The organism is Mucilaginibacter sp. P4_A11 (assembly GCF_056402535.1).
In genome coordinates this window covers 212,332-234,870 of record NZ_JBFUHE010000012.1, presented here as the reverse complement: position 1 = coordinate 234,870, position 22,539 = coordinate 212,332, and the positions used below count along the sequence as shown (strand labels likewise).

Genomic DNA, 22,539 nt, shown 5'->3' with positions numbered 1-22,539 from the left:
TAAGGTTTAATTTCTGATGCCTAATAAGGCCGACTTATGATGCGCCCAGGCGATATAAAGGTCGGCATCAGGTGTTTCGTGTATGTTGTAATACAACTCGGTGCCGTCGGTAAGTTCGCCAAGCTGGTTAAGTTCGGCCACATCAATAAATTGCCATTTAACGGTTTGCTTTTCAATATTTTTAAAGCTATCCTGGTTGGCGTGACCTATGCGGTTGGCTTTTTCATAAGCCACCAGTTCGTTATCCGCACTTATCAATCTTAATTGCTCATCAAACTGCGCCTGATGGTCGCCATCCCCGCTTATCACCCTAAAAACTAATTTTGCTACATACCAGTTCATATTGTTAATGCTTATTGTTAATAGCTGGTTTGATTAATTAATAACTGCGGATATCAACACCCGCAAATATGGATACACCTTTAAGTACCAGCACCTTTTCGCTGCCTACACTTGCTGTGCTCCTGATGCGTTTATCATCTACACTGGCAAAAACAGCTGCCAGGTCAGATACAACCTGCCAGTTTGATGGCACAATAATTTTGGTGCCGCCGAAGATCTGGGTTATATCAATTATGATGCGACCGTTGATATCAGCCTGTGTAAAATCAAGCTCGGCGCCGCCAAATATGTTAACGATATCGCCCCCGCGGAATTGTTTGGAAAGAATGGTTTTGTTAACTCCTCCAAAAATAGATACGGTATCGATATAATCATCACCGGAGTATTTGGTGTTGTACTGCTGCTGTTTTTGAGCATACGGATCAACCGGAGGAATTGGGTCGCCTTCGTCTTTTACGGTATAATCAACAGGTTCTGTCTTTTCAAATTGAAAGGGTTCTTTTTTATCCCAATTGGTCCATTTATCTCCTTTGAAATCGTTTTTCCATTGCTGCGGATCAAAATGTTTATTACGCCTTAATATCAGCCACATACCGAAGCCGATTACTGCTAAGGGGCCTACTATACGGCCGGAGTCGTTGACGTTTTGGGTTATCAGGAATATAGTACCTAAAGCTACCAGCATAACCCATGATGCTTTTTTGTAATTATGCTTGGCACCTACATATACACCCCAGAAAATAAGCCATAAAGGCCACAGGGAAAGATGATCGGGTATGAAAAAAATTCGGAATTGCTGAAGCAGCAATATGCCGCCTACAGCAAGTAAAATGATCCCGGCAACAGACTTGCCTTTGTTGGGATCTTTTGGATGTTCTATATCGTTGTTCATTGTATTATCTGCAAATTGAAATCATATCCAAAACTAAGGTAACATTATAGTTGAGCCAAACAAAAACTGGTGACATATTTAAAGAAATCGGTAAAGGGGGATGTTTTGGCGGTGAAAAAGTTGCGGTTGATATTTTATCATGCGGCAAAAATAAAAATTTGTATGTTGCCACGGTTTTTTATCATTAAATAACCCACTAAACTTATCAGATCAAAAAATGGAACAGGAATACACCCTATCAACAGGCTGGCGAATATTTTATAGCGCAATGGCAATAGCTGCAATTGTTTTTTCATTGTTCATGCTACCAAAAGCCACTAACGGGCTTATTATACTCCCTATTTTATTTGGAACAGTTGGTGTGGCTACATTAATAAATCAGTTTAAAAGTAAGCTTACAATTACTGATTACAGCATAGTAAGGACTAATGTATTTGGAACTAAAGAACTTTTACGAGCTGATATTAAAGGTTTCAGGATCATGCAAAAAATCATTGTTATTGAGCCTGTGCAACTGGGCTACAGTAAGATAAAAATAAACGATTATTCAAGTATTGGTAACCTGGGTGAATTAACAAAATGGTTACGCGAAAACCTCAGAGACCTGAACAAAGAAGAGTTTGAGACAGAAAAAGATCAAATTTTGACTAATCCCGAATTGGGCTATACCAGCGAAGAACGGGCTATAAAATTTAAAACCGCTACCCGCACGTCGGGGATTTACAATTTTTCGGCAATTGCGCTTATGTTTATTGCTCTATTCTTGTTTTTGGATAGTAATGACATTGACGTGATTTTATTGCTATATCCTTTGGCCGGTATCATTATAATTTACCTGGGCAGGGGGCTGATAACTCTGATTTCAAAAAAGAACAGTGCATATAATGGTCTGCTGATGGGTTTATACATGGGGGTGTTGCTGCTTTTGGTGAAATCTGTCTTTTATTACCATATATTAAATTATAAAAATTTATTGATCCCATGCCTGATTTTGGGTGCTATATTTTTGGCGCCACTGATAATTAAGGGATTTAACAAAACATATGGCTCCTTAATAGGGCAGCTGGCCTTGATGATTATATTGGCAGGAGGTTATGGCATAGGTGCGGCTATTAATATCAATTGTTATTTTGACGGCTCTCAGCCGCATGTGTATCCTGCTATTGTAACAGAGGCGTACGTGTCTCATAAAAAAACAACGAGTTATCATATCCAGATTGATAGTTGGGGACAACACCACGAAATTGAAAATATCACTGTTCCCCAATCTTTTTACTATCATACAAAGGTTGGCTCAACAGTGCATGTAATGGAAAAATCAGGGCTTTTTAAAATGCCCTGGTTTTATGTGACCTTATAACGTTTAAACAAGTAGCAGATATAAACAAAAAGCCGGGGCTTTTTAAAAATGCCCAGGCTTTGATATATGATGGATGATTGAGTTTAAGCTTCGGTTTTAGGTTGCTCAAAGTCGAAATGCTGTTTAGCTTTTTCGTTCTTTTCCCAAAACTCCCTGTCGGTTTGCTTGGCCGGCCTGATGGCTATCCATGCGCCAAGTATGATAAGTGCAATTGGCCAGGTTATGCGGTCGGCGTTGTAAACGTTTTCATTGATCAGGAATATCACGCCTATCAGTATCATGAAGATCCATGATGGTTTTCTGAAGTCATGTTTGGCACCCATGTAAGCGCCCCAGGCTATGAACCACATCGGCCAGCTAAAAAGCCAATCGGGAATAAGTAAGGCATCAAGCTGATCTATCAGAAATAAACCACCGGCTGCCAGTAAAATTATTCCTAACATGATTTTGCCATTTCTTTTGTTTTCGGTGTTTATTATATCGTTGTTCATCGTCTTAAGTTTTAATGTTACCCAAATCTACAGCGATGCAGCAGGCAGGTCAATCAATACTTGGCGATGTAAGGGGAGATGTCGGTAAAGCAAGGGATAAAGGCGGTGAAAACAGAGGCAGGGTGGCAGGATGCAAGAGGTCAAGATTAAAGAAGCAAGACTGGAAGAAGGACAGGACGTAACAAGCAAGATAAAAATCGCATTGTCATTTCGACGAACCGGTAAGGGGTGCGCGGCGCCGTGAGGAGAAATCTTATACGCCATGCACAGAGACTTGGATGGCGTATAAGATTTCTCTTTCGCCCCAATGCTCAATTCCACCGCAGCTCCGTCGAAATGACAGTTTTTACATAAAAAAAAGCCTCCCATTTAGGAGGCTTTTTTTGGGCTATCATTCCGGCTCCTGCTGGCTCAGGCAGTGGAAACTGCCGAGGCCCCAGATAATGTCGGTGCTGTCAATGCCAACAACCTTGCGGTCGGGGAAGCATTGGGTGAGTATATCAAGTGCTTTATCGTCGTTTTTTGAACGATAGGTAGGCACTATCACGGCCGAATTGGCAATATAAAAGTTAGCGTATGATGCCGGTAAGCGCGTATCCTCATAAATTACCGCATCAGGCATTGGCAACTCAACAATGTTAAGCTGTTTGCCGTTAAGCAGGCGCATGGTTTTCAGTGTTTCGAGGTTTTCCTGAAGGATGTGATAATTCTCGTCGTTTTTGTCTTCCTCAACAACGGTAACCACGGTGTCTTCGTTCACAAAGCGGGTGATATCGTCAATATGGCCGTCGGTATCATCGCCTATAATGCCATCACCCAACCAAAGAATCTGTTCTGCTCCGTAATAGTTTTGCAGGTAGCTTTCAATTTGTTGCTGATTAAGCTGTGGATTACGGTTTTTGTTGAGCAGACAGGCGGTAGTAGTTAAAATTGTGCCTTTACCGTTAAAGTCAACCGAGCCTCCTTCCATTACGATGCCAGGATTAAATACCGGCAAACCAAAATGGTTGCCTATTTTGGTAGGGATCACATCATCCAGGTCGAATGGAGGATACTTATCGCCCCAGGCGTTATATCCCCAGTCTACAATGGCTTTTTGCCTGGTAGTCGGATTTATCAAAAACGCCGGACCGTGATCGCGGCACCATGCATCATTAGTAGGGAATTCAAAGAGCTCTATTTTGCTTAAATCAACACCTGCATTTTGCATCTGAAAAATTACTGAGGCTTTCATGTCCTCGTTTACCACGTTAATACGTACCAGTTCGCCTTCGGTAACTACCTTGATAAACTCAATATAAGGCGCGTAAATGGTATCTATTTTACCTGGCCATGAAGCTTCCTTGTGAGGCCAGCTAAGCCAGGTAGCGGTATGTTTGGCCCACTCGGCAGGGAAAGAAAAACCTTGCGCCAAAGGCGAGTCCGAAAGTCCGAAAGTCCGAAAGTCCGAAAGCCCGGATTTAGTTGATATATCTTTTAAAGATGACATTTAATATAATTGGTTATTTAAGAGAGTTTCGTAATCCATTTAACATTGCTAAAATTTCTTCGCATTGCTGATAAAGTTTTACAAAAGTCTCATCAGAAATAAGATTTCGTTTTTGTGCCAAATATAGGCAACCCACAACTTCAATATCTGACCTTAGTGCGTAACCGACAAATTTGTTAAACTCTGCGTTAGATTGTCCAGTTGAGCCTTCTGCAATATTTAACGAAATGGAGTCAGCCGCTCGTTTTATTTGAGATGTTAAAATAAACAGCTCATCCTTCGGAAAAGTTTTAGTAAGATCATGAATTTCAGCTGATAGATCAACAGCTTTTTGCCAAACAATTAGCTTTTCAAACTTAAAACTCATACTAAAACTTTTTCTTTCGGACTTACGGACTTTGCTGACTTTCGGACTGAAAAGAATTAGTCTTCGTCTAATAGCCTTTTAGTGATCGGCTGATAGCTATCGATCCTTCTGTCACGTAAAAACGGCCAATGACTCCTATAGTAATCAGATTTATCCAGATCCAGTTCCTGTACCACAACTTCCTCATCATTATGTGATGTTTGGTGAATGATTGTACCAAACGGATTGGCAAAGAATGAACCACCCCAGAATTTCACACCGGCTTCTTCGCCTACGCGGTTAACGCTTACTACGTGTATACCATTAGCTACCGCGTGCGAACGCTGGATGGTTTGCCATGCATTATATTGCTCCACATTGGTAGCTTCGTCCTGAGTGGTAGCCCAGCCAATGGCGGTTGGGTAAAATAATATATCGGCACCCATTAAGGCGGTGATACGTGCTGCTTCAGGGTACCATTGGTCCCAGCAGATCAATACACCTACACGGGCAAATTTGGTATTGAATACTTTGTAGCCTAAGTCGCCCGGAGTGAAGTAAAATTTTTCGTAAAAGCCCGGATCATCAGGGATGTGCATTTTGCGGTATTTGCCTAAGTAGCTTCCGTCGGCATCCAAAACAGCGGTGGTGTTATGATAAACGCCTTGTGCACGTTTTTCAAATAATGATGCAATGATTACCACATTAAGCTCGGCAGCAACCTTCGAAAGCTCATCGGTTGACGGGCCGGGAATAGCTTCGGCCAGCTTAAAATTGTCGTAATCCTCAACATCGCAAAAATAAAGTGAGGTAAAAAGTTCTTGTAAACAAACTATTTGCGCGCCTTTGGCAGCAGCTTCCCTTACTTTAACAATTGCCTTTTCCAGGTTCTGCTGTTTATCAGCAGTACAGGTCATTTGTACTAAACCAACGTTTACTTTACTCATCTCCAAAAAATTTGCGCAAAAATAACACTTTGTTATTAGGATTTCACCGATTTGATATTATGATTACACAGAGTTGAATATTTGATTACAATGGTTATGTTTTTAACTGCGGGAACGATAAATTAACCAGGCAAAAAATCGCTCTGTAATAATAACCTGATTTTCTGGTTTTAATATTTGTGAAAACAAAATGAAGAAAAATTGTTAATTGACTATCCTGTACATCCAAATAAAAAAATAACATAGCTTTGCAGCCGAATGACACAACCAGAAGACATCATTGACGAAGGTGCCGAACACAAAACCTGGAAAGGTAAGCTTTGGGGCGTAGTAAAAGTAATCCTTATCATAGTAGTAACCGGTGGTTTGCTTTACTGGGTTTTCAGTAAAGTACCTTTTGTTAAAATTAAATATCGCTTAGTACATGCTGACAGGGCCTGGCTTGCAGCCGCTATAGCCTGTTATGTCGGGTCGATGCTTTTTTCTTCATGGCGGTTATTAAGCTACTTTAAGTCTATCGGTTTACGGCTCGACTGGCGCTTTAACCTACGCCTATATTTTCTTGGCTTGTGCTATAATGTGTTATTACCCGGCGGCATCGGCGGCGATGGCTACAAAATTTACCTGCTGCACAAGCGTTATAATTTACCAACCAAAAAAGTATTCTGGGCTATCCTGTTTGATAGGTTAAGTGGTTTTTGGGCCATAGGTGCTATTGTTGTGGGCCTGATTATTTTAATACCGAGTTTCCCCTATCACCTGGCCTGGCCGCTTGGTATAGTATCGGTTGGTTCCGTGATCTATTATTTTGTAGCCCGTAAGTTTTTTAAAGAATATACCCATAACTTTTTACAGGCGCATTTAAAAGCCATAGGCGTACAAAGCATGCAATTGCTTACCATTGTTTGTTTACTGCTTGCGCAGGATTTCAACGGTAAATTTGCTCCATATCTGCTGTCATTTCTTTTTTCATCGTTAGCGGCAATTATTCCGTTTAGTTTGGGCGGCGGCGGTATTCGCGATGCGCTGTTCCTTACACTGGCCCGCCAGTTTAACTTAGCCGAAGATATGGCGGTTTATCTGAGCTTCGGATTTTACCTCATCTCAATTATTGTGGCTTTATTTGGAGTATATTATGTATTAGCTCCTAAGCGTTTGGACGGCAGGCTTAAAAAAGGAGAAGAACCAAAGATGGAAAATCACCCTATAGAAGAATAATATTCTGTTTTAAATCTAATTTCATAATAATAAACTGAAGTTTGTTTTCATGGCAACCAACTGCTAAACTTGGCGTTATATTATAAATCGTCAGTTTATCAATGAGCCATTTTAATGATTTTAATAATCCGCAGGTTGCGGCATTGCCCGGTCATTTAAAGCAATTTATAGTCGACCAGCACTACGAGCACTATACTCCCGTTGACCATGCGGTGTGGCGCTACGTGATGCGCCAGAATTATAGCTATCTTAAAGACGTAGCTTACTACCCATATATCCCCGGTTTGCAAAAAGCCGGGCTAACTATTGAACATATCCCCAATTTGCAGGAGATGAACGATGCCCTTGGCAAAATTGGCTGGGGTGCAGTTACGGTTGACGGATTTATCCCGCCAGCTGCCTTTATGGAATACCAGGCTTACCGGGTGCTGGTGATAGCGGCCGATATACGCCAGTTAAAACATATTGAATATACCCCTGCGCCCGATATTATCCATGAATCAGCAGGGCATGCACCTATTATTGCCGATAAGGATTACCACGAATACCTGAGCTATTTTGGGTCGATAGGTGCTAAAGCCATGTTTTCGGCGCAGGACTTTGAGCTGTATGAAGCCATCCGGGCTTTGTCGATATTAAAAGAAATGCCTGATGCAGATGAACAGGAAATTATCAAGGCAGAAGAGCTGGTAACTTATTGCCAGGAAAACATGGGCGAACCATCAGAAATGGCCCTCCTGAGCCGCCTCCATTGGTGGACGGTAGAATATGGCCTGATCGGAACGTTAGAACAGCCTAAGATCTATGGCGCGGGCCTGCTTTCATCCATCGGTGAAAGCTCAACCTGTATGAAAAAGGATATCAAAAAACTTTGGTATACCATTGATGCTGTTAAGTATAGCTATGATATCACCCAGCCCCAGCCTCAGCTTTTTGTAACCCCCGATTTTCAGAACCTGATTAACGTACTGGAAGAGTTTGCCAACACCATGTCCTTCAGGAAAGGCGGTGCTTATGGGTTAAAAAAAGCAGTTGAAAGTAAAAATACCTGTACAGCGGTTTACAGTTCGGGCTTGCACGTTTCGGGCACTATTATCGATTTTAAAACCGATACAGGTGGTAAACCTTATTTTATTAAAACCACAGGCCCCACGGCGCTGGCCCTGAACAATAAACAGTTAAAAGGGCACGGTAAAGATTATCATAAGGATGGTTTCAGTTCGCCGGTTGGTAAGCTAAAAGGTTATGATATTGCTTTGGAGGATTTTTCGGCAGATGATTTGAAAGAGGCGGGTATAGTAAAAGGTCAGGAAACCGAATTGCATTTTGAAAGTGGTATCAAATTAAAAGGCAGGGTAAAAAATATCCTCTCGTCGGCAGAAAAGATCATGGTAATCACTTTTGATGAAGTCATCGTGACTGATAGAGATGAAATGGTGTTGTTTGATCCGGCCTGGGGCGTTTATGATATGGCTGTTGGCGAAGAGATCGTTTCGGTATTTTGCGGGGCAGCCGACAGGGAAGCTTACGAAACCATTGTTTATAAATCAAAAACAGAGACCCACCATGCCTCGCACGATCATAAAATCAAAGAGTTGCACAGGTTGTATCAACAGGTGCGCACTTGCCGTATAAACCATGGTGACTATGGCTTTTTAGGTAACGTATGGCTACAACTGCAAAAGGACCATCATGACGATTGGCTTTGTGCTTTGGAGATATTGGAAATACTTGACCATGAAGGCGTCGAGCCCGCATTAGCTGCCGAGATCAAACATTTTCTTGAACAAAAAGGACATAATGAACCTGAATATGGTAAACTCATCAGCGATGGTTTTTACCTGATCAAGCACCCGGTTGAGCAAAAATTGGTAGTTTAGCATTGATATTTATTGATATAATTGCGGATGTCAAAACTAATTGTCATTGCGGATATTTAATCCAGCGGACTATGAAGGAGAAATGACATTAAACCAATAAGTTTTTGTCATTCTGAGCGATAGCGAAGAATCTTCTTAGATAAGCAGAGTTGCTATACAGAGCGAAGAAGATGCTTCGTTCCTCAGCATGACAATCGGTTTTAAGGCGTCATTGCGAGGTACGAAGCAATCCCAAACTTTACAGGGCCGCTCTGCTAATCTGGGATTGCTTCGTACCTCGCAATGACGGGAAGAAAAAAATATTAACAAACAATTATTCGCCCTTTAGGGGGTTAGGGGCATATGAACATTATAATAACCGGCGCCAGCAGTGGTGTAGGCTTTGAAGCCGTAATTGAACTGATACTTTCGGGCAGCCACAAGGTGATAGCGCTGGCCCGCTCGCAGGATAAACTGGAACGTTTGCTGGAGATAGCCCACGGCTTAAATCCTGATTGCCAGTTGTTTGCCTTGAAATTTGACATTGTTCATGACGACTATGAAGGTTTGCGGCAATTCATAGCATCACATTTTGATGATCGCGTTGATGTTTTGATCAATAACGCCGGTGTACTTGTCAATAAGCCATTTGCCGAATTGCTTGAGTCGGACTTTGTGGAGATGCTGCAAAGCAATTTCATCGGTCATGTTCGAGCTATTCAGGCGCTGGTACCTTTGATGCCCGCCGGCTCGCATATCCTTAATATCGGCAGTATGGGTGGGTTCCAGGGGAGTGCTAAGTTTCCAGGCTTGTCGGCCTATTCTTCAAGTAAAGCAGCTTTGCACACCCTAACGGAGTGCCTGGCGCAGGAATTAACCGAACAAGGCGTAAAAGTAAACTGCCTGGCATTAGGCTCTGCACAAACCGAAATGCTGGAACAGGCTTTCCCGGGTTATGAATCGCCGGTAATGGCATTTGAAATGGGTAAATACATCGCCGATTTTGCTTTAACCGGAAGTAAGTTTTTTAACGGAAAAATAATACCTGTAGCAGCAACTACACCCTAAATATTATATAATATTGCAAACATTTTTATAACTTAGTTATTATAAATATGTTATGCCTGCAGCAAATGGATATAAGGTTTACATCACTTTTCACTCATTCAAAAGACGTTTTTTTTGTCATGGATATGAGTGGGGTGATCCTGCATACCAACCATGCTTTCCGCAATACATTTAACTATACCGACGAGGACTTAGCAGGTTTAAACATAGCGGTCATCTGCCATCCCGCAGATAAGGAACGACAGGCCGAATCACAAGCCAGTCTTTTACTTCATAAAAAACTGATAGGTTATCAAAGCCGTATAAAAGGAAAAGACGGTTGTTATTTTAGCATTATCTGGTCGGTAATTTTGAATGAAGATGATAACCTGATTTACTCAAGTGGTAATACACTGGCCGGTATGCTTGGCCAATCCGGGGATGATATCGTTCAGCATACTATTCAAAGTCTAAATGAGGGTTTTATTGTACTTGACGCCAACTGGGATATAATTTCATTTAACCCGGCTTTCCAGGCCATGGTCAACGTTAGTTTAACTGAACTTGACGGTGCCAATTTCATGGAGATCAAAAGCCTTGGTTTAACTGAAAAGGTAGAGAGTGAGTTTCAACTTTCATTAACCTGCAAAAAATCGATACAAATACAATATTTAAATGAATATTCAAATAGCTGGTTTCGTATCAATATATACCCTTACCATAACCAGCTGGCTGTTTTTATACGTGATATAACGGAAATAAAAATGCAGGAATGGATATTGGAACTTGAAAAACGGGTGCTGGAACTAAACGCTACGGCACAATACACGCTTGCGCAATCCGCTGTTGAGCTACTTACTGGAATTGAATGGATCTTTCCGGATATGATCTGTTCGGTTTTGGAGGTTGATGATGCTCAGGAAAAATTGCATACGCTTGCCGGCCCGCGGTTGCCTCAGGCTTACAGCAACCAGTTGGAGGGCTTGTCAATAGGGCCCAATATAGGGTCATGCGGCACATCGGCATTTCACCGTAAACAGATCATTGTAAGCGATATTGAAAATGATCCGCTTTGGGTTGACTATGTTTACCTGGTTAAACCTTATGGTCTTAAAGCTTGTTGGTCATCGCCGGTAATGAGTTCAAAAAACTCAAAAGTTTTAGCTGTGTTTGGTATTTATTATCACACAATACGTGAGCCAAATGATGATGAGCTGAGCATTATCGAACGTACTGTAAATATTCTGCGGGTACTCATTGAAAGCAAAAAAACTGAAGATAATATCCGCGAGCAGAATAACCGCCTGCAAACTATTGCCAATATCAGCTCGCACGAGCTTCGTAAACCTGTAGCCACTATTTTGGGCTTGGTTAATTTGTTTGATAACGACGACCTCCAAAACCCGCTCAATAAAGAGATCATTGAACATATTGATACTACATCGCAACAACTTGACGGTGTTATTCACTCCATTGTTGAAAGAACCGCATATATCAAGGCTTTTGGGGCGGATGCGTGAGTCAAGAATAAAGGGGTATTCCCAGAAGTTTAAAACATTTGGTTTTAAACTTCTGGTGAAGGTTGTTCTTCCCTTGGCGATACCTGCGCCCGCGAATCAACTGACCTTACCCGCCAATGCCCTACTGCTTTAGGCGTATCACCATTTGCTCTTCAGCCTTTGGCGCCCATCTTTAAAAATTCGTTAACAACCACCTCTGATATGTAACGTTTAATGCCATCCTTATCGGTATAGTTACGATTGGCCAGTTTGCCTTCTACAGCAACTTCATCGCCTTTTTTGAGCAGGTCTTCAGCAAGTTTAGCCTGCGGGCCCCAGAAAACCAGGTTATGCCATTGGGTATCGGTTATCTTTTCGCCTTTGTCATTTTTATAACTTTCGTTGGTGGCGATGGAAAGGCGCACCATTTTTTTATTGCTGTCAAATACTTTCACTTCCGGATCCATACCTAAGTTGCCTACCAGGCGTACACTGTTTCTTAATGAGTTCATCGTTTTAATATTTTATCGTTTAATGTTGTTTGAATCAACGATACAAAGGTGGGAAGAGTGGAAAAATTAATCGGATATTAACCGTTTATAGTCGATAGCATCCGTTTGTAAACGTTTGCAAACGGCTAAATTAATCGCTATCTTTATCATTATGAACCAGGAAAGAGTTTGTTTAGATTGTGGTACGCCACTGCAGGGCCGTGCCGATAAAAAGTTTTGTAATGACCTGTGCCGCAATAATTATAACAACCAACTCAACAGCAACAGTCATAACCTGGTACGGAATATCAATAACATACTGCGCCGTAACCGCCGTATACTGGAAGAACTGAATCCAAACGGCAAAACCAAAACAAGCCGAAAGAAACTCACTGCAAAGGGTTTTGATTTTGACCACATTACCAGCATCTATCAAACAAAAACAGGGTCGACTTATTTTTTTAATTACGAGTATGGCTACCTGTTGTTAGATAATGACGAAGTTTTATTGGTGAAGCGGGATGGGGAGCAGTAGACGGTTGGCAGTTTACAGTTGGCAGTTACAAAGAGCAGATTTAAGCATTTGCAGCAGAAATAAAAGATCATCCCGAACTCCAAATCAGGAAATCCTTTAATCCCAAAATCGTGGTTCAGAAAAAACAAATGCCTGCTAAATCGTAAAACTGCATTAAGAGCATCAATGACGGTTTGAAACCTCATATTATTTCTTAAATCTACTGTCTCCGGATTAGCAAAATCATTGTTAATCCCCAATTATGAATTTTAGCAGTCACCTAACAGCCTAAATAGAGATAAAATCCAATTCTCTATAGATTTAATCGAATTTAACAGTTTAATATTTTGATAATTAATACTTAACTGTTGTTTCATTCGGCACTTTATGTTTTCAATAAATTTAAGTACGTTTGGGGAAATGTAAATTTTTAATTTTTGACTGATCTTACTAATTTAAAATGAAATTATTTATTAAGAAACCGATTGCTCAATTAATGGCTGCTTCGGCAGAAACGGAGAAATCGCTTAAGAGAACCTTAGGCGTTGGCTCACTTATAGCACTCGGTATCGGCGCTATTATAGGTGCTGGTATTTTTGTTCGTACAGCAGCTGCGGCAGGTGAACACGCCGGCCCTGCGGTTACTATCTCATTCCTTATAGCTGCCGCCGGTTGCGCCCTGGCAGGTTTATGCTATGCAGAATTTGCCAGTATGATCCCTATCGCAGGATCTGCTTACACCTACTCTTACGCTACCATGGGCGAGTTTATTGCCTGGATCATTGGCTGGGATTTAGTGTTAGAATATGCCCTTGGCGCTGCTACTGTTGCTATTGGCTGGTCGCAGTATTTTAATGAGTTTTTAACAACTTTCTTTAACGTGCATATACCATACGCATGGTCGCACTCATTTATGGAAATCTCAAATACCACAACAGGCATGTACGCTGCCGAAGTGGGCACAAGAGGTGTTGTTAACCTTCCCGCTATCCTGATCCTGTTTCTGTTAACGTTGTTACTGATCCGCGGTACAGCCGAATCGGCAATTGTAAACAACATCATTGTAGTTGTAAAAGTTGCCATTGTATTAATGATCATAGGTTTAGGCTGGCACTTTATTAATCCGGCTTTCCACACGCCTTATACTATCCCTGCCGATGCAGGTATCATTAAAGTGAGTGCGGGCACGGTTAATTATGCCGATACCTTTAATCATGGATGGCTTGGTGTATTACGCGGTGCAAGTGTTGTGTTTTTCGCTTTTATCGGTTTTGATGCTGTTTCAACTGCTGCGCAGGAAGCTAAAAACCCACAAAGAGATATGCCAAAAGGTATCCTGATATCACTGGTTATTTGTACTGCACTTTACATATTGTTCTCGCACGTGTTAACAGGTTTGGTATCATACAAAGATTTCCTTATCCAGGGTAAAGAAGCATCAGTAAGCTACGCTATCAAAACTGCAATGCCTGGTTATGGATGGTTAGCCTCATTTGTTACGGTATCGATACTTGCAGGTTTTTCTTCAGTGATCCTGGTGATGCTGATGGGCCAAACCCGTGTGTTTTATACAATGAGTACAGATGGTTTGATCCCTCCGGTATTTTCAAAACTGCACCCAAAACATCGCACCCCTTATAAATCACAATGGTTATTCTTTGTGTTTGTATCGCTGTTTGCTGGTTTTATTCCGGATAAATATGTAGGTGATATGGTGAGCATAGGTACGCTGTTCGCATTCGTGCTGGTATGTATTGGGATCTTCATTTTAAGAAGAACAGACCCGAATATCGAGCGTCCATTTAAAACACCAGCTTATATGATCGTTTGCCCGCTTGGCGCTATCATTTGCTTGTGTATGATTGCAAGTGAAGGTTGGGAAAACTGGGCGAGGCTTATCGTTTGGTTACTGATTGGTTTTGCTGTTTACTTTGGTTACAGTATCAAACGTTCACACGTACGCCATGGCAAAGTTGAAGGAGCTAATAACCCTATCAACCCTAAATTTGTTGAATAGTATAACAATGTTATCATAAACAAAAAAGGTTCTGAATATTCAGGACCTTTTTTGTTACATTCCCTTTTTTATGCCGTTGAACCAATAAAACCGCTTCATGAAGGGTGATAAAAACCTGTGGGTGTTAGTATTTGTATGTGTTATCAACTCGTTAGGGTTTGGTATCATTGTACCGATACTTTACTCGTACGGTAAAACCTTCGGTGTTACAGGCGAAACATTGGGCATCCTTACAGCATCATTCTCAGTAGCTCAATTTTTTGCCACACCTGTTCTGGGTTCTTTATCTGATAAATGGGGCCGAAAACCTTTACTGGTCATCAGCCTTGCAGGTACCTGCATTTCCTTTATTCTTTTCGCCGAAGCCCGCAGCATGATCATGCTTTTTGCAGCGCGGATTTTGGACGGACTTACGGGAGGAAACGTATCTGTGGCACAAGCCATGGTATCGGATACGGCAAGGCCGGATAACAGGGCCAGGAGGTTTGGGATACTAAGTTCTGCATTTGGGTTTGGATTTGTGATCGGACCGGCCATTGGCGGCTTCCTCAATAGGTATGGCATGCAGGTTCCTTTCTATTTTGCGGCCGGCATTTCGCTTATAGGTACGCTTTGCAGTTTGTTCTTCTTAAAGGAAACCAACCCGCCCGATAAGACAAAGAAAGATTCGGAAAAAACTAAATTCTCGTTCGCTGCATTGGTGACCACCCTTAAACTACCGGTTATTGGCACTGCAGTATTCACCGGGTTTATGCTTACCATGGCACAGTTTACCATGATCATCGGTTTTCAAACCTTTAGTGTTGATGTATTGAAGATAACACCTACACAAATAGGTATTTTGTATGCGGGTTTCGGCATAAGTGGGATTATCATGCAGCTTTGTGTGCCGTTGTTTACCAAATGGTTTTCGTCTAAATCAAAGATCCTGTTACTGTCAACTCTTCTTTGCCTTGTGGCAATGTTTGCAACCGGGCTTACCAATCATTTCATTCCTTTTGTTACGGGCATTTGTATTTATGGCTTGTTCAATGGTCTGCGTAACCCCATGCTCAATGCAATTATTGCCGATCATATTGATCATAAAGAACAGGGCAAAATATTGGGGATCAATCAGTCGTACGCTTCTATAGGGCAAACTCTCGGGCCGGTCACAGCAGGCTTTGCAGCTTTGCTATCGGTACATGCTATTTTCTTCTTATCTTCATGCTATATTTTAGCAGCCTTTTTGCTGAGTTTCCGTTTAAAGAAGAAAGAATAAATCCTACACGTTATGCCGCACCCGTTTATAATTAAAGAGATCATTTCGGTTACGATGATCCTTTTTGCTATTATTGATATTTTGGGCGCCATACCGGTAATTATTCAGCTCAGGCAACGTGTGGGCCATATCGAATCGGAAAAGGCCAGTATAGCCGTTCTGGTACTTATGGTAACGTTTCTTTTTATTGGAGATGAACTGCTGGCGGTTATCGGGCTTGATATCTCTTCCTTTGCTATTGCAGGCTCCCTGGTGATTTTCATCATTGCCATGGAAATGATATTAGGTGTCGATTTTTTTAAAGAGGAACTGCCGCAGGCTGCTTCTATTGTGCCGCTTGCCTTCCCGCTTATTGCCGGAGCCGGTACCATGACTACGCTGCTCTCCCTTAAATCACAATATCAAACGCAGAATATCCTCGTAGGCATTGTTTTAAATACGCTGGTGGTATATCTTGTACTTAAAAATGTAAAATGGCTGGAAAGGTTGCTTGGGCCGATAGGGTTGAGTGTGCTGCGTAAAGCATTTGGGATTATTTTATTGGCCATAGCGATTAAGCTTTTCAGGAGTAACACGCATTTGTAGCCCCCAGATTTGTTTGAATATTTTAACCTAAACCAATGGACGAAGAACTAAAAAGGAAAGCTTACCTGCAAGCTTCAAGATTAAAAAATGAGGGCCTTGATAATGATGTTATTTATGCCAGACTCGAAAAGCAGGGCATTCCTGCTGATTTGATAAAGCAGGTATTAATGAATTTGACTGTTCAGAAAATAATTGACGTTAATGACGCCCAAAAGCCGTTCTTTAATTTAGCGTTATTAAAAATAGGAATCGGTGTTCTTTTAGCTATTATTTCAATGGTGATTCTACCCGGTCAGGTTATTTTACCTATTGGCTTAATTGCAGGTGGAATTATTACAGCGGTGATAAAAAGACCAAGATAAGATTTATGAGAGGCCGTGCGGAGGCACAAGTCAGCCTTCACGCTATCCCCCACTCAAGACTTGCGCCAAAAGGGATGGCAAAATACACACCTGCGCCGTCGCTCGGCTCCAGCCGAGTGACTACTATCCCCAGGCCTCTGGCCTGCGCACTTAAATGACTTAGCAAATCGGCGGCGAGACGCCGCGCAATAGTGGTCACTCGGCTGGAGCCGAGCGACGGCAGTTATAATTATCGTTATTATAGAGTAACCGCCATACAAACTTCCCCTTTAGGGGGCCGCAGGGCTTAACCTTGCCACAAACATGGTATCTGCCTTCCGTTCATATCCTTTCAATACAGCCTTCTCTTCCAGTTTTAATCCCAGCTCAGCCACCAAATAATCAACTACATCCTCATTCTCACCTTTAAAGGCCGAACAGGTGATGTAGATAAGTGGCTTGCCTGGTTTAAGGTATTTTACTACGTTTTGGGCGATGCTTTTTTGAAGTTTTTGGAAAAACTCAATTTTGTGAGCATCAAACTGGGCTATCATTTCAGGAGTACGGCCCCACGTGCCAGAGCCGCTGCAGGGGGCATCAAGAATGATCCCGTCGAAGGCGTAATCATGCATCACCGAATCGATGTTTTGAGTGAGGTCAAGCGCTTTCTTCTGGTACTTGGTTAATCCTGCCAGTTGAAAGCGCTCGTCGAGATTGGCCAATATGGATTCGCGGATATCGGAAACTACAAGCTTGATATTAGGCTCATCCTCATGCAACAATAGCGATTTACCACCTGATGCCGCACAGGCATCCCACCAGCTATCCCAACGTTGCGGTTTAAAATAGTTGCCGGTTTGTTGTGACGAATAATCCTGCACTTCAAACCAATGCTGCTTGGCAAATATGGTTTCGAGGCGAGTACCGTTAGGCAGCGAATAACAACCGTTACCCTCATCCTTAAAAACAACCTGTGCTTTAGTTAGTTCGGCCTTCACCAAATGATCGTAACCATTGCGGACGCGGATAAACAGATCGGGCTGGCAAAAAAACGATTTCAGAAAAGCTTCCTTATCAATTCCCTCCGAAAACTGGTTGCTCCAGGGGAATACATCTTCCAGCTTAAAATCAGGATAAGAGGTTTTTACAAGGGCAAGTTTATCGTCGTCATTAAAACCTATGCAGGCAGCCCATTCGGGTTTGAAATTTTGCAGGTAGGAGTTAGTTTGGGTATTGCATAAAAACTCGGCAACTAACAGGCGTTCATCCTCGGGTAAATCCGGTAAGGCCCTACCCAGCCGAAAGTAGTTATACACCAACCTGTTGGCAACACGCCTGTCGGTTGAGCCCATTTGTTTGTTTTGCCGGTAGAAGCCGGGTAAAAATTTACTTAGTGGCGTATCGGCAGGGTATTCACCCAAAATTCGCTGAAACGTTTTAAGCTGGTTTATAGCCTTCATTCTACCTGTTTTAACTCAAAGTTAGTGTACATTAATATGTTTACGTGGGTATTGATCCAGCCCAGCCCCGGCTTTTTTATAAAATGGAAGCTGTTGTGCAAGCCGGTAAAATCGGTCCCCTCAATTGCGGATAAGCCTTTGTCGGCAAAAAGCTGCCTGCCAAAGTATAGTCCCTCATCAAAACCCTTAATGGCGTATTCGGTCGGTTCAACGTGATAAGCACGCCTATAGTTACGTAAAAATGTTATTGTAGCCCCAGCTTTGTAATTTATTTTTTCGGTTGAGGTGATATGCGTATTTAAACGCTGCAAAAGCTGTGGTTTGAGGAAGCTGAATTTGTCCCAGCTTGGGTGCCCGAAAACCATAACCGGGTAATGTTTGTTCAGCGTATCTAACGACCGGAGGGTTACGCCCAAAAAAGCCTGGTCGGTAGCAGGGATCACAAAAACATTTTTTTCTGTTTTGGAAAGCTGCGGAAGCAGGCTGCTCAGTTTTCCGCGTACAACATATACGTTGATAACTTTTACCTTCTTTTTGCTTAAGCTGTCAATAGCCTTTTTAAAATTAACCGCGTAATCATTTTCCTGGTTAAAGCCCGAACGCAGAATAAAGATCTTTTTGGGTTTTACCGTTCTGTTGATGTATTCGGCCGCGCCCCATGCATGATATTCAAGCGGAGGTATAGCAGTGATTAAATTTTTACTGTTGATAGTAGCAGGATTAGCAGGCGACAAAGGCGACAGGATAAGGCCTTTAGAGTATGATAGCGCACCCGAAAATGCTTTTATCCCATCCGGGAAAACAGGGCCCACTATCAGATCGCTTGAGCGGACAAAGGCGTTTAAAGCCAGGTCATGCGCTTGCATTGCCTCGTCCCTTGAGTCAAAAATCTGCAGCTTATAGTTGTTGCCATAAGCGGTAAGCGAATCAAGCGCAAGTTTAAACCCCTGGTAATATTCAACAGCGATATTGGCCTGGCTTAGTTGTATGGGACTGTATTTTTGAGCCGGATTTAAGTGTTCGAGCCCAAAAGGCAAGATCATGGCAATATTGGCCACCTTTTGTTCCGGGGCTTTTTCCGATGGTTTTTCGGAAAGGTTGCCGGGCTTTTTTTCGGTATTATCAGTCGGTTTTTTTACGGTAGCTGCTACCGGCCGCGTTTTTGGTGAACACGCGGCCAGCAGCAATGCTATGCAAAAAAACGGTAACCACTTATTCCCACTCAATGGTGGCCGGTGGTTTTGAACTGATATCATATACTACCCGGTTAATTCCTTTTACGTTGTTGATGATCTCGTTGCTGATCTTAGCCAGCAAGTCATACGGTAAATGGCACCAGTCGGCGGTCATCCCGTCCACCGATTCAACGGCACGGAGGCAGATCACGTTTTCGTAAGTACGCTCATCGCCCATTACACCTACCGATTGTACCGGTAAAAATATAGAGCCGGCTTGCCAAACTTTATCGTAAACTCCGGCAGCACGTAAATTGTTTATATAAATTGCATCAGCTTCCTGTAATATCGCCACTTTTTCAGGGGTGATATCGCCCAGGATCCTGATAGCCAGGCCTGGTCCAGGGAAAGGGTGACGACCTAAAATATTAGGATCGATGCCCAAAGCTTTACCTACTTTTCTTACTTCGTCTTTAAACAAGGTATTAAGTGGTTCAACAACTTTAAGCTTCATGAAATCGGGCAAGCCGCCAACGTTATGGTGCGATTTGATAGTAGCCGAAGGGCCTTTAACTGATACCGATTCGATAACGTCAGGGTAGATAGTGCCCTGGCCAAGCCATTTCACGTCTTGCACTTCATGCGCGGCATCATCAAACACTTCGATGAATACGCGGCCGATAGCTTTACGTTTCTTTTCAGGATCGGTTAAGCCGGCCAATGCGTCATAAAAACGTTGTTTCGCGTCGATGCCTTTTATGTTTAAGCCCATGTGTTGGTATGAATCAAGCACCTGCTCAAACTCATCTTTACGCAAAAGGCCGTTATCAACAAATATACAGTGCAGGTTTTTGCCGATGGCATGGTGAAGCAATACTGCCGCAACCGATGAATCAACCCCTCCAGATAAACCAAGTACTACTTTATCATCGCCTAATTTTTCGCGAAGAGCAGCAACCGTTGTTTCGATGAATGAGTCTGGTGTCCAGTCTTGCTTACATCCGCAGATGTCAACCAAAAAGTTTTGCAGTAGCTGTTTGCCGTCAATACTGTGAGTAACTTCCGGGTGAAACTGGATGCCGTAAGTTTGGGTACCTGTTACCTGGTAAGCGGCAACTTTAACACTATCGGTGCTGGCAATTACCTCAAAGTTATCACCAATAGTAGCAATGGTATCGCCATGCGACATCCATACCTGCGATCCACCGGGAACATCTTTAAATAATGGGTTATCCTGTTTTATGTATTCCAAATTGGCACGGCCGTATTCGCGGGTGCTTGAGGGTAATACTTCGCCGCCATGAAAATGGGCAACGTATTGGGCACCGTAGCAAACACCTAAAATTGGGCGTGTGGTATGAAATTTTTCAAAATCGAAATGAGGAGCATCTTCCTGCCTTACAGAATAAGGGCTGCCGGAAAGGATGATACCTTTTACAGTGCTGTCAATTTCGGGATAATGATTGAAGGGGTGGATCTCACAATAAATATTGAGCTCCCTGACACGGCGCGCTATAAGTTGGGTGAATTGCGAGCCAAAGTCAAGAATGAGGATTTTTTCTTGCATGGGCAAAGATAGGAAATTGACCGCTGATTTATAGCGTTTTTTTTGATTTCGTTGATTGCGCTGATTTGTTCAGACAAACCATCGCCCATTTAACCAACCCGATATAAACCAATTACCTAAATTTGCATTCCAATAATAATCATACTAACTTAGTACCATGTTACGTGTCCAAATGCATTTCCTGTTTTCGCTGGGGTTGACCTCCATGAGCGATGCATCATCGTTCAGGGATGCTATGCTCGCGAAGATTGTGCTGGCGCAATACTAAATTCTCCCCTCCTTTTTTCAACACTTTTAGCCATTAACTATTTAATGGCCCGGCCTATGCGTTGCGGACTTTTAAGTCCAAACACAAATCAGCATTTTAAACGTTTTATTGTTAACCAATTAAACCAATCCATGCCTGTATATCATAGTTTAGGATCAATTCCGCCTAAGCGGCATACGCAATTCCGTAAGCCCGATGGTAGTTTATATGCCGAAGAACTGGTATCAACCGAAGGTTTTTCGAGCCTTTATTCGCTGGTGTACCACGCCTACCCGCCTACCATTGTAAAAACACTTGGCGAGCCCTACAGCGTGGAACCTAAAATAGCGCGCGAAAAACACCTGAAGCACACCAGTTTGATAGGTTTTAATGTACAACCGGAAGACGATTATCTGCAAAGCCGCAAACCCGTATTGGTGAACAGCGATCTGCATATTTCGCTGGCCGCGCCGCGTCAAAGCATGACTGATTATTTTTATAAAAATAGCCAGGCCGATGAGGTGGTTTTTATTCATGAAGGCACCGGCACTTTAAAAACAGGTTTCGGCAATATCAAATTTCAATACGGCGACTACCTGATTATCCCCCGCGGCACCATTTACCAGATGGAGTTTGATGGCACAGCGAACCGGCTTTTTATTGTGGAAAGCTTCAGCCCTATCCGTCCGCCAAAACGCTACCGGAATCAGTACGGACAATTGATGGAACATTCGCCCTATTGCGAACGTGATATTAAACGACCGGCCGATCTGAAAACTTATGACGAGCATGGCGATTTCAAGATCCTGATCAAAAAACAGGGCCTTATCTATCCTTATATCTATGGCACCCACCCTTTTGATTTTATAGGCTGGGATGGCTTCCATTATCCATGGGCACTATCCATCCATGATTTTGAACCGATAACCGGCAGGTTACACCAGCCACCTCCGGTACACCAAACCTTTGAGGGTAACAACTTTGTGATATGCTCGTTTGTGCCCCGCAAGTTTGATTATCATCCGCTATCCATCCCCGCTCCTTATAACCACAGTAATGTGGATAGCGATGAGGTGTTATATTATGTAGATGGCGATTTCATGAGCCGTAAAAGCGTAGTAAAAGGACAGATCACCCTGCACCCGGGCGGTATCCCGCATGGCCCGCACCCCGGATCGGTAGAAAAATCGATAGGCAAAGAATCAACAGACGAACTGGCTGTGATGATAGATCCATTCAGGCCATTGATGCTTACGGAGGATGCGATTAAGATAGAGGACGAAAATTATTATAAGAGCTGGCAATATTAATCATTTGTCATTGCGAGCGCAGCGCGGCAACCGCACGGAAGCATATTTGCCCTATGTTGCATGCAATTGCTTCGTCGCTCC

General features: G+C 42.6%; 23 protein-coding genes. 13 read left to right on the top strand and 10 right to left on the bottom strand.

The features are described 5' to 3' along the window. Window positions 1–6 precede the first annotated feature (6 nt). Both AC1DUD_RS22340 and AC1DUD_RS22335 read right to left on the bottom strand, forming a co-directional pair. Window positions 7–342, bottom strand: coding sequence for a DUF4288 domain-containing protein (locus AC1DUD_RS22340; RefSeq protein ID WP_110583047.1), 336 nt, complete (start codon window positions 340–342; stop codon window positions 7–9). 37 nt (window positions 343–379) lie between these two features. Next, the gene (locus AC1DUD_RS22335) at window positions 380–1,234 is read right to left on the bottom strand and encodes a LiaF transmembrane domain-containing protein (protein ID WP_121224269.1); all 855 of its coding nucleotides are present in this window, start codon (window positions 1,232–1,234) and stop codon (window positions 380–382) included. Window positions 1,235–1,284: 50 nt separating this feature from the next. Between AC1DUD_RS22335 and AC1DUD_RS22330 the strand changes: the two genes are divergently transcribed. Together AC1DUD_RS22330 and AC1DUD_RS22325 are read left to right on the top strand one after the other, a co-directional pair. Then, a complete protein-coding gene (locus AC1DUD_RS22330) occupies window positions 1,285–1,422 on the top strand; it encodes a hypothetical protein (protein WP_158603979.1) in 138 nt (45 codons plus the stop codon). Window positions 1,423–1,451: 29 nt separating this feature from the next. Next, window positions 1,452–2,594 carry a hypothetical protein gene (locus AC1DUD_RS22325; protein ID WP_477378483.1) on the top strand — a complete coding sequence of 381 codons (1,143 nt, stop codon included), beginning with the start codon at window positions 1,452–1,454 and terminating at the stop codon, window positions 2,592–2,594. An 83-nt stretch (window positions 2,595–2,677) separates the two neighbouring features. Here AC1DUD_RS22325 and AC1DUD_RS22320 read toward each other — a convergent pair whose 3' ends face one another. Further along, window positions 2,678–3,085: a LiaF transmembrane domain-containing protein gene (locus AC1DUD_RS22320; RefSeq protein WP_477378481.1), complete on the bottom strand. Its 408-nt coding sequence runs from the start codon at window positions 3,083–3,085 to the stop codon at window positions 2,678–2,680. Window positions 3,086–3,099: 14 nt separating this feature from the next. On the opposite strand from AC1DUD_RS22320, the gene AC1DUD_RS22315 reads away from it, so the two are divergent. Continuing rightward, entirely contained in the window at window positions 3,100–3,267 is a 168-nt protein-coding gene (locus AC1DUD_RS22315) for a hypothetical protein (RefSeq protein ID WP_477378479.1), read from the top strand. Between the two features lie 209 nt (window positions 3,268–3,476). Here AC1DUD_RS22315 and AC1DUD_RS22310 read toward each other — a convergent pair whose 3' ends face one another. From AC1DUD_RS22310 to AC1DUD_RS22300, 3 genes are read right to left on the bottom strand one after another with little or no spacing between them, the layout of a single operon-like run. Next, on the bottom strand, window positions 3,477–4,574 hold the full coding sequence (locus AC1DUD_RS22310; RefSeq protein ID WP_477378477.1) for an agmatine deiminase family protein: 1,098 nt from the start codon (window positions 4,572–4,574) through the stop codon (window positions 3,477–3,479). Window positions 4,575–4,587: 13 nt separating this feature from the next. Next, window positions 4,588–4,941 carry a four helix bundle protein gene (locus tag AC1DUD_RS22305; protein WP_477378475.1) on the bottom strand — a complete coding sequence of 118 codons (354 nt, stop codon included), beginning with the start codon at window positions 4,939–4,941 and terminating at the stop codon, window positions 4,588–4,590. A 56-nt stretch (window positions 4,942–4,997) separates the two neighbouring features. Then, window positions 4,998–5,867 (bottom strand): carbon-nitrogen hydrolase, encoded by an 870-nt coding sequence (locus AC1DUD_RS22300; protein WP_477378473.1) that lies wholly within the window; start codon window positions 5,865–5,867, stop codon window positions 4,998–5,000. A gap of 258 nt (window positions 5,868–6,125) precedes the next feature. Between AC1DUD_RS22300 and AC1DUD_RS22295 the strand changes: the two genes are divergently transcribed. The 4 genes from AC1DUD_RS22295 to AC1DUD_RS22280 all read left to right on the top strand — a co-directional run bounded on the left by AC1DUD_RS22295 (window position 6,126) and on the right by AC1DUD_RS22280 (window position 11,511). Then, entirely contained in the window at window positions 6,126–7,085 is a 960-nt protein-coding gene (locus tag AC1DUD_RS22295) for a lysylphosphatidylglycerol synthase transmembrane domain-containing protein (RefSeq protein ID WP_477378471.1), read from the top strand. Between the two features lie 101 nt (window positions 7,086–7,186). Next, complete coding sequence (locus tag AC1DUD_RS22290) at window positions 7,187–8,965, top strand: aromatic amino acid hydroxylase (RefSeq protein ID WP_477378469.1); 1,779 nt, start codon at window positions 7,187–7,189, stop codon at window positions 8,963–8,965. Between the two features lie 342 nt (window positions 8,966–9,307). Then, complete coding sequence (locus AC1DUD_RS22285) at window positions 9,308–10,012, top strand: SDR family NAD(P)-dependent oxidoreductase (protein WP_477378467.1); 705 nt, start codon at window positions 9,308–9,310, stop codon at window positions 10,010–10,012. 65 nt (window positions 10,013–10,077) lie between these two features. Beyond that, window positions 10,078–11,511, top strand: a complete 1,434-nt coding sequence (locus tag AC1DUD_RS22280; protein WP_477378465.1) for a PAS domain S-box protein — start codon at window positions 10,078–10,080, stop codon at window positions 11,509–11,511. 152 nt (window positions 11,512–11,663) lie between these two features. Here AC1DUD_RS22280 and AC1DUD_RS22275 read toward each other — a convergent pair whose 3' ends face one another. After that, window positions 11,664–12,002, bottom strand: coding sequence for a single-stranded DNA-binding protein (locus AC1DUD_RS22275; RefSeq protein WP_477378463.1), 339 nt, complete (start codon window positions 12,000–12,002; stop codon window positions 11,664–11,666). Between the two features lie 151 nt (window positions 12,003–12,153). On the opposite strand from AC1DUD_RS22275, the gene AC1DUD_RS22270 reads away from it, so the two are divergent. The 5 genes from AC1DUD_RS22270 (at window position 12,154) to AC1DUD_RS22250 (ending at window position 16,720) form a co-directional block, all read left to right on the top strand. Further along, window positions 12,154–12,516, top strand: a complete 363-nt coding sequence (locus tag AC1DUD_RS22270) for a hypothetical protein (protein ID WP_477378461.1) — start codon at window positions 12,154–12,156, stop codon at window positions 12,514–12,516. Window positions 12,517–12,955: 439 nt separating this feature from the next. After that, on the top strand, window positions 12,956–14,512 hold the full coding sequence (locus AC1DUD_RS22265) for an amino acid permease (RefSeq protein WP_477378459.1): 1,557 nt from the start codon (window positions 12,956–12,958) through the stop codon (window positions 14,510–14,512). A 97-nt stretch (window positions 14,513–14,609) separates the two neighbouring features. Further along, window positions 14,610–15,773: an MFS transporter gene (locus tag AC1DUD_RS22260; RefSeq protein WP_477378457.1), complete on the top strand. Its 1,164-nt coding sequence runs from the start codon at window positions 14,610–14,612 to the stop codon at window positions 15,771–15,773. 12 nt (window positions 15,774–15,785) lie between these two features. Continuing rightward, window positions 15,786–16,358 (top strand): MarC family protein, encoded by a 573-nt coding sequence (locus AC1DUD_RS22255; protein ID WP_321555034.1) that lies wholly within the window; start codon window positions 15,786–15,788, stop codon window positions 16,356–16,358. Between the two features lie 35 nt (window positions 16,359–16,393). Continuing rightward, on the top strand, window positions 16,394–16,720 hold the full coding sequence (locus AC1DUD_RS22250; RefSeq protein WP_477378455.1) for a hypothetical protein: 327 nt from the start codon (window positions 16,394–16,396) through the stop codon (window positions 16,718–16,720). 269 nt (window positions 16,721–16,989) lie between these two features. Here the strand turns inward: AC1DUD_RS22250 and AC1DUD_RS22245 are convergent, their stop codons facing one another. The 3 genes from AC1DUD_RS22245 to guaA are packed head-to-tail and all read right to left on the bottom strand — an operon-like array spanning window position 16,990 to window position 20,901. Continuing rightward, window positions 16,990–18,159, bottom strand: coding sequence for an RsmB/NOP family class I SAM-dependent RNA methyltransferase (locus AC1DUD_RS22245; RefSeq protein WP_477378453.1), 1,170 nt, complete (start codon window positions 18,157–18,159; stop codon window positions 16,990–16,992). After that, window positions 18,156–19,415, bottom strand: a complete 1,260-nt coding sequence (locus tag AC1DUD_RS22240; protein ID WP_477378451.1) for an ABC transporter substrate-binding protein — start codon at window positions 19,413–19,415, stop codon at window positions 18,156–18,158. Before AC1DUD_RS22240 ends, AC1DUD_RS22245 begins: the two co-directional genes overlap by 4 nt. Further along, window positions 19,372–20,901 carry a glutamine-hydrolyzing GMP synthase gene (guaA, locus tag AC1DUD_RS22235; protein WP_121224281.1) on the bottom strand — a complete coding sequence of 510 codons (1,530 nt, stop codon included), beginning with the start codon at window positions 20,899–20,901 and terminating at the stop codon, window positions 19,372–19,374. Before guaA ends, AC1DUD_RS22240 begins: the two co-directional genes overlap by 44 nt. 399 nt (window positions 20,902–21,300) lie before the next feature. Between guaA and AC1DUD_RS22230 the strand changes: the two genes are divergently transcribed. Then, the gene (locus AC1DUD_RS22230) at window positions 21,301–22,458 is read left to right on the top strand and encodes a homogentisate 1,2-dioxygenase (protein WP_477378449.1); all 1,158 of its coding nucleotides are present in this window, start codon (window positions 21,301–21,303) and stop codon (window positions 22,456–22,458) included. The last annotated feature ends 81 nt before the right edge of the window (window positions 22,459–22,539 follow it).

What these genes read in the sequence shown, in the direction of transcription:
- AC1DUD_RS22340 (WP_110583047.1), bottom strand. Translation starts at nt 342, where the DNA reads ATGAACTGGTATGTAGCAAAATTAGTTTTTAGGGTGATAAGCGGGGAT.
- AC1DUD_RS22335 (WP_121224269.1), bottom strand. Translation starts at nt 1,234, where the DNA reads ATGAACAACGATATAGAACATCCAAAAGATCCCAACAAAGGCAAGTCT.
- AC1DUD_RS22325 (WP_477378483.1), top strand. Translation starts at nt 1,452, where the DNA reads ATGGAACAGGAATACACCCTATCAACAGGCTGGCGAATATTTTATAGC.
- AC1DUD_RS22320 (WP_477378481.1), bottom strand. Translation starts at nt 3,085, where the DNA reads ATGAACAACGATATAATAAACACCGAAAACAAAAGAAATGGCAAAATC.
- AC1DUD_RS22315 (WP_477378479.1), top strand. Translation starts at nt 3,100, where the DNA reads ATGTTACCCAAATCTACAGCGATGCAGCAGGCAGGTCAATCAATACTT.
- AC1DUD_RS22310 (WP_477378477.1), bottom strand. Translation starts at nt 4,574, where the DNA reads ATGTCATCTTTAAAAGATATATCAACTAAATCCGGGCTTTCGGACTTT.
- AC1DUD_RS22305 (WP_477378475.1), bottom strand. Translation starts at nt 4,941, where the DNA reads ATGAGTTTTAAGTTTGAAAAGCTAATTGTTTGGCAAAAAGCTGTTGAT.
- AC1DUD_RS22300 (WP_477378473.1), bottom strand. Translation starts at nt 5,867, where the DNA reads ATGAGTAAAGTAAACGTTGGTTTAGTACAAATGACCTGTACTGCTGAT.
- AC1DUD_RS22295 (WP_477378471.1), top strand. Translation starts at nt 6,126, where the DNA reads ATGACACAACCAGAAGACATCATTGACGAAGGTGCCGAACACAAAACC.
- AC1DUD_RS22290 (WP_477378469.1), top strand. Translation starts at nt 7,187, where the DNA reads ATGAGCCATTTTAATGATTTTAATAATCCGCAGGTTGCGGCATTGCCC.
- AC1DUD_RS22285 (WP_477378467.1), top strand. Translation starts at nt 9,308, where the DNA reads ATGAACATTATAATAACCGGCGCCAGCAGTGGTGTAGGCTTTGAAGCC.
- AC1DUD_RS22280 (WP_477378465.1), top strand. Translation starts at nt 10,078, where the DNA reads ATGGATATAAGGTTTACATCACTTTTCACTCATTCAAAAGACGTTTTT.
- AC1DUD_RS22275 (WP_477378463.1), bottom strand. Translation starts at nt 12,002, where the DNA reads ATGAACTCATTAAGAAACAGTGTACGCCTGGTAGGCAACTTAGGTATG.
- AC1DUD_RS22270 (WP_477378461.1), top strand. Translation starts at nt 12,154, where the DNA reads ATGAACCAGGAAAGAGTTTGTTTAGATTGTGGTACGCCACTGCAGGGC.
- AC1DUD_RS22265 (WP_477378459.1), top strand. Translation starts at nt 12,956, where the DNA reads ATGAAATTATTTATTAAGAAACCGATTGCTCAATTAATGGCTGCTTCG.
- AC1DUD_RS22260 (WP_477378457.1), top strand. Translation starts at nt 14,610, where the DNA reads ATGAAGGGTGATAAAAACCTGTGGGTGTTAGTATTTGTATGTGTTATC.
- AC1DUD_RS22255 (WP_321555034.1), top strand. Translation starts at nt 15,786, where the DNA reads ATGCCGCACCCGTTTATAATTAAAGAGATCATTTCGGTTACGATGATC.
- AC1DUD_RS22250 (WP_477378455.1), top strand. Translation starts at nt 16,394, where the DNA reads ATGGACGAAGAACTAAAAAGGAAAGCTTACCTGCAAGCTTCAAGATTA.
- AC1DUD_RS22245 (WP_477378453.1), bottom strand. Translation starts at nt 18,159, where the DNA reads ATGAAGGCTATAAACCAGCTTAAAACGTTTCAGCGAATTTTGGGTGAA.
- AC1DUD_RS22240 (WP_477378451.1), bottom strand. Translation starts at nt 19,415, where the DNA reads ATGATATCAGTTCAAAACCACCGGCCACCATTGAGTGGGAATAAGTGG.
- guaA (WP_121224281.1), bottom strand. Translation starts at nt 20,901, where the DNA reads ATGCAAGAAAAAATCCTCATTCTTGACTTTGGCTCGCAATTCACCCAA.
- AC1DUD_RS22230 (WP_477378449.1), top strand. Translation starts at nt 21,301, where the DNA reads ATGCCTGTATATCATAGTTTAGGATCAATTCCGCCTAAGCGGCATACG.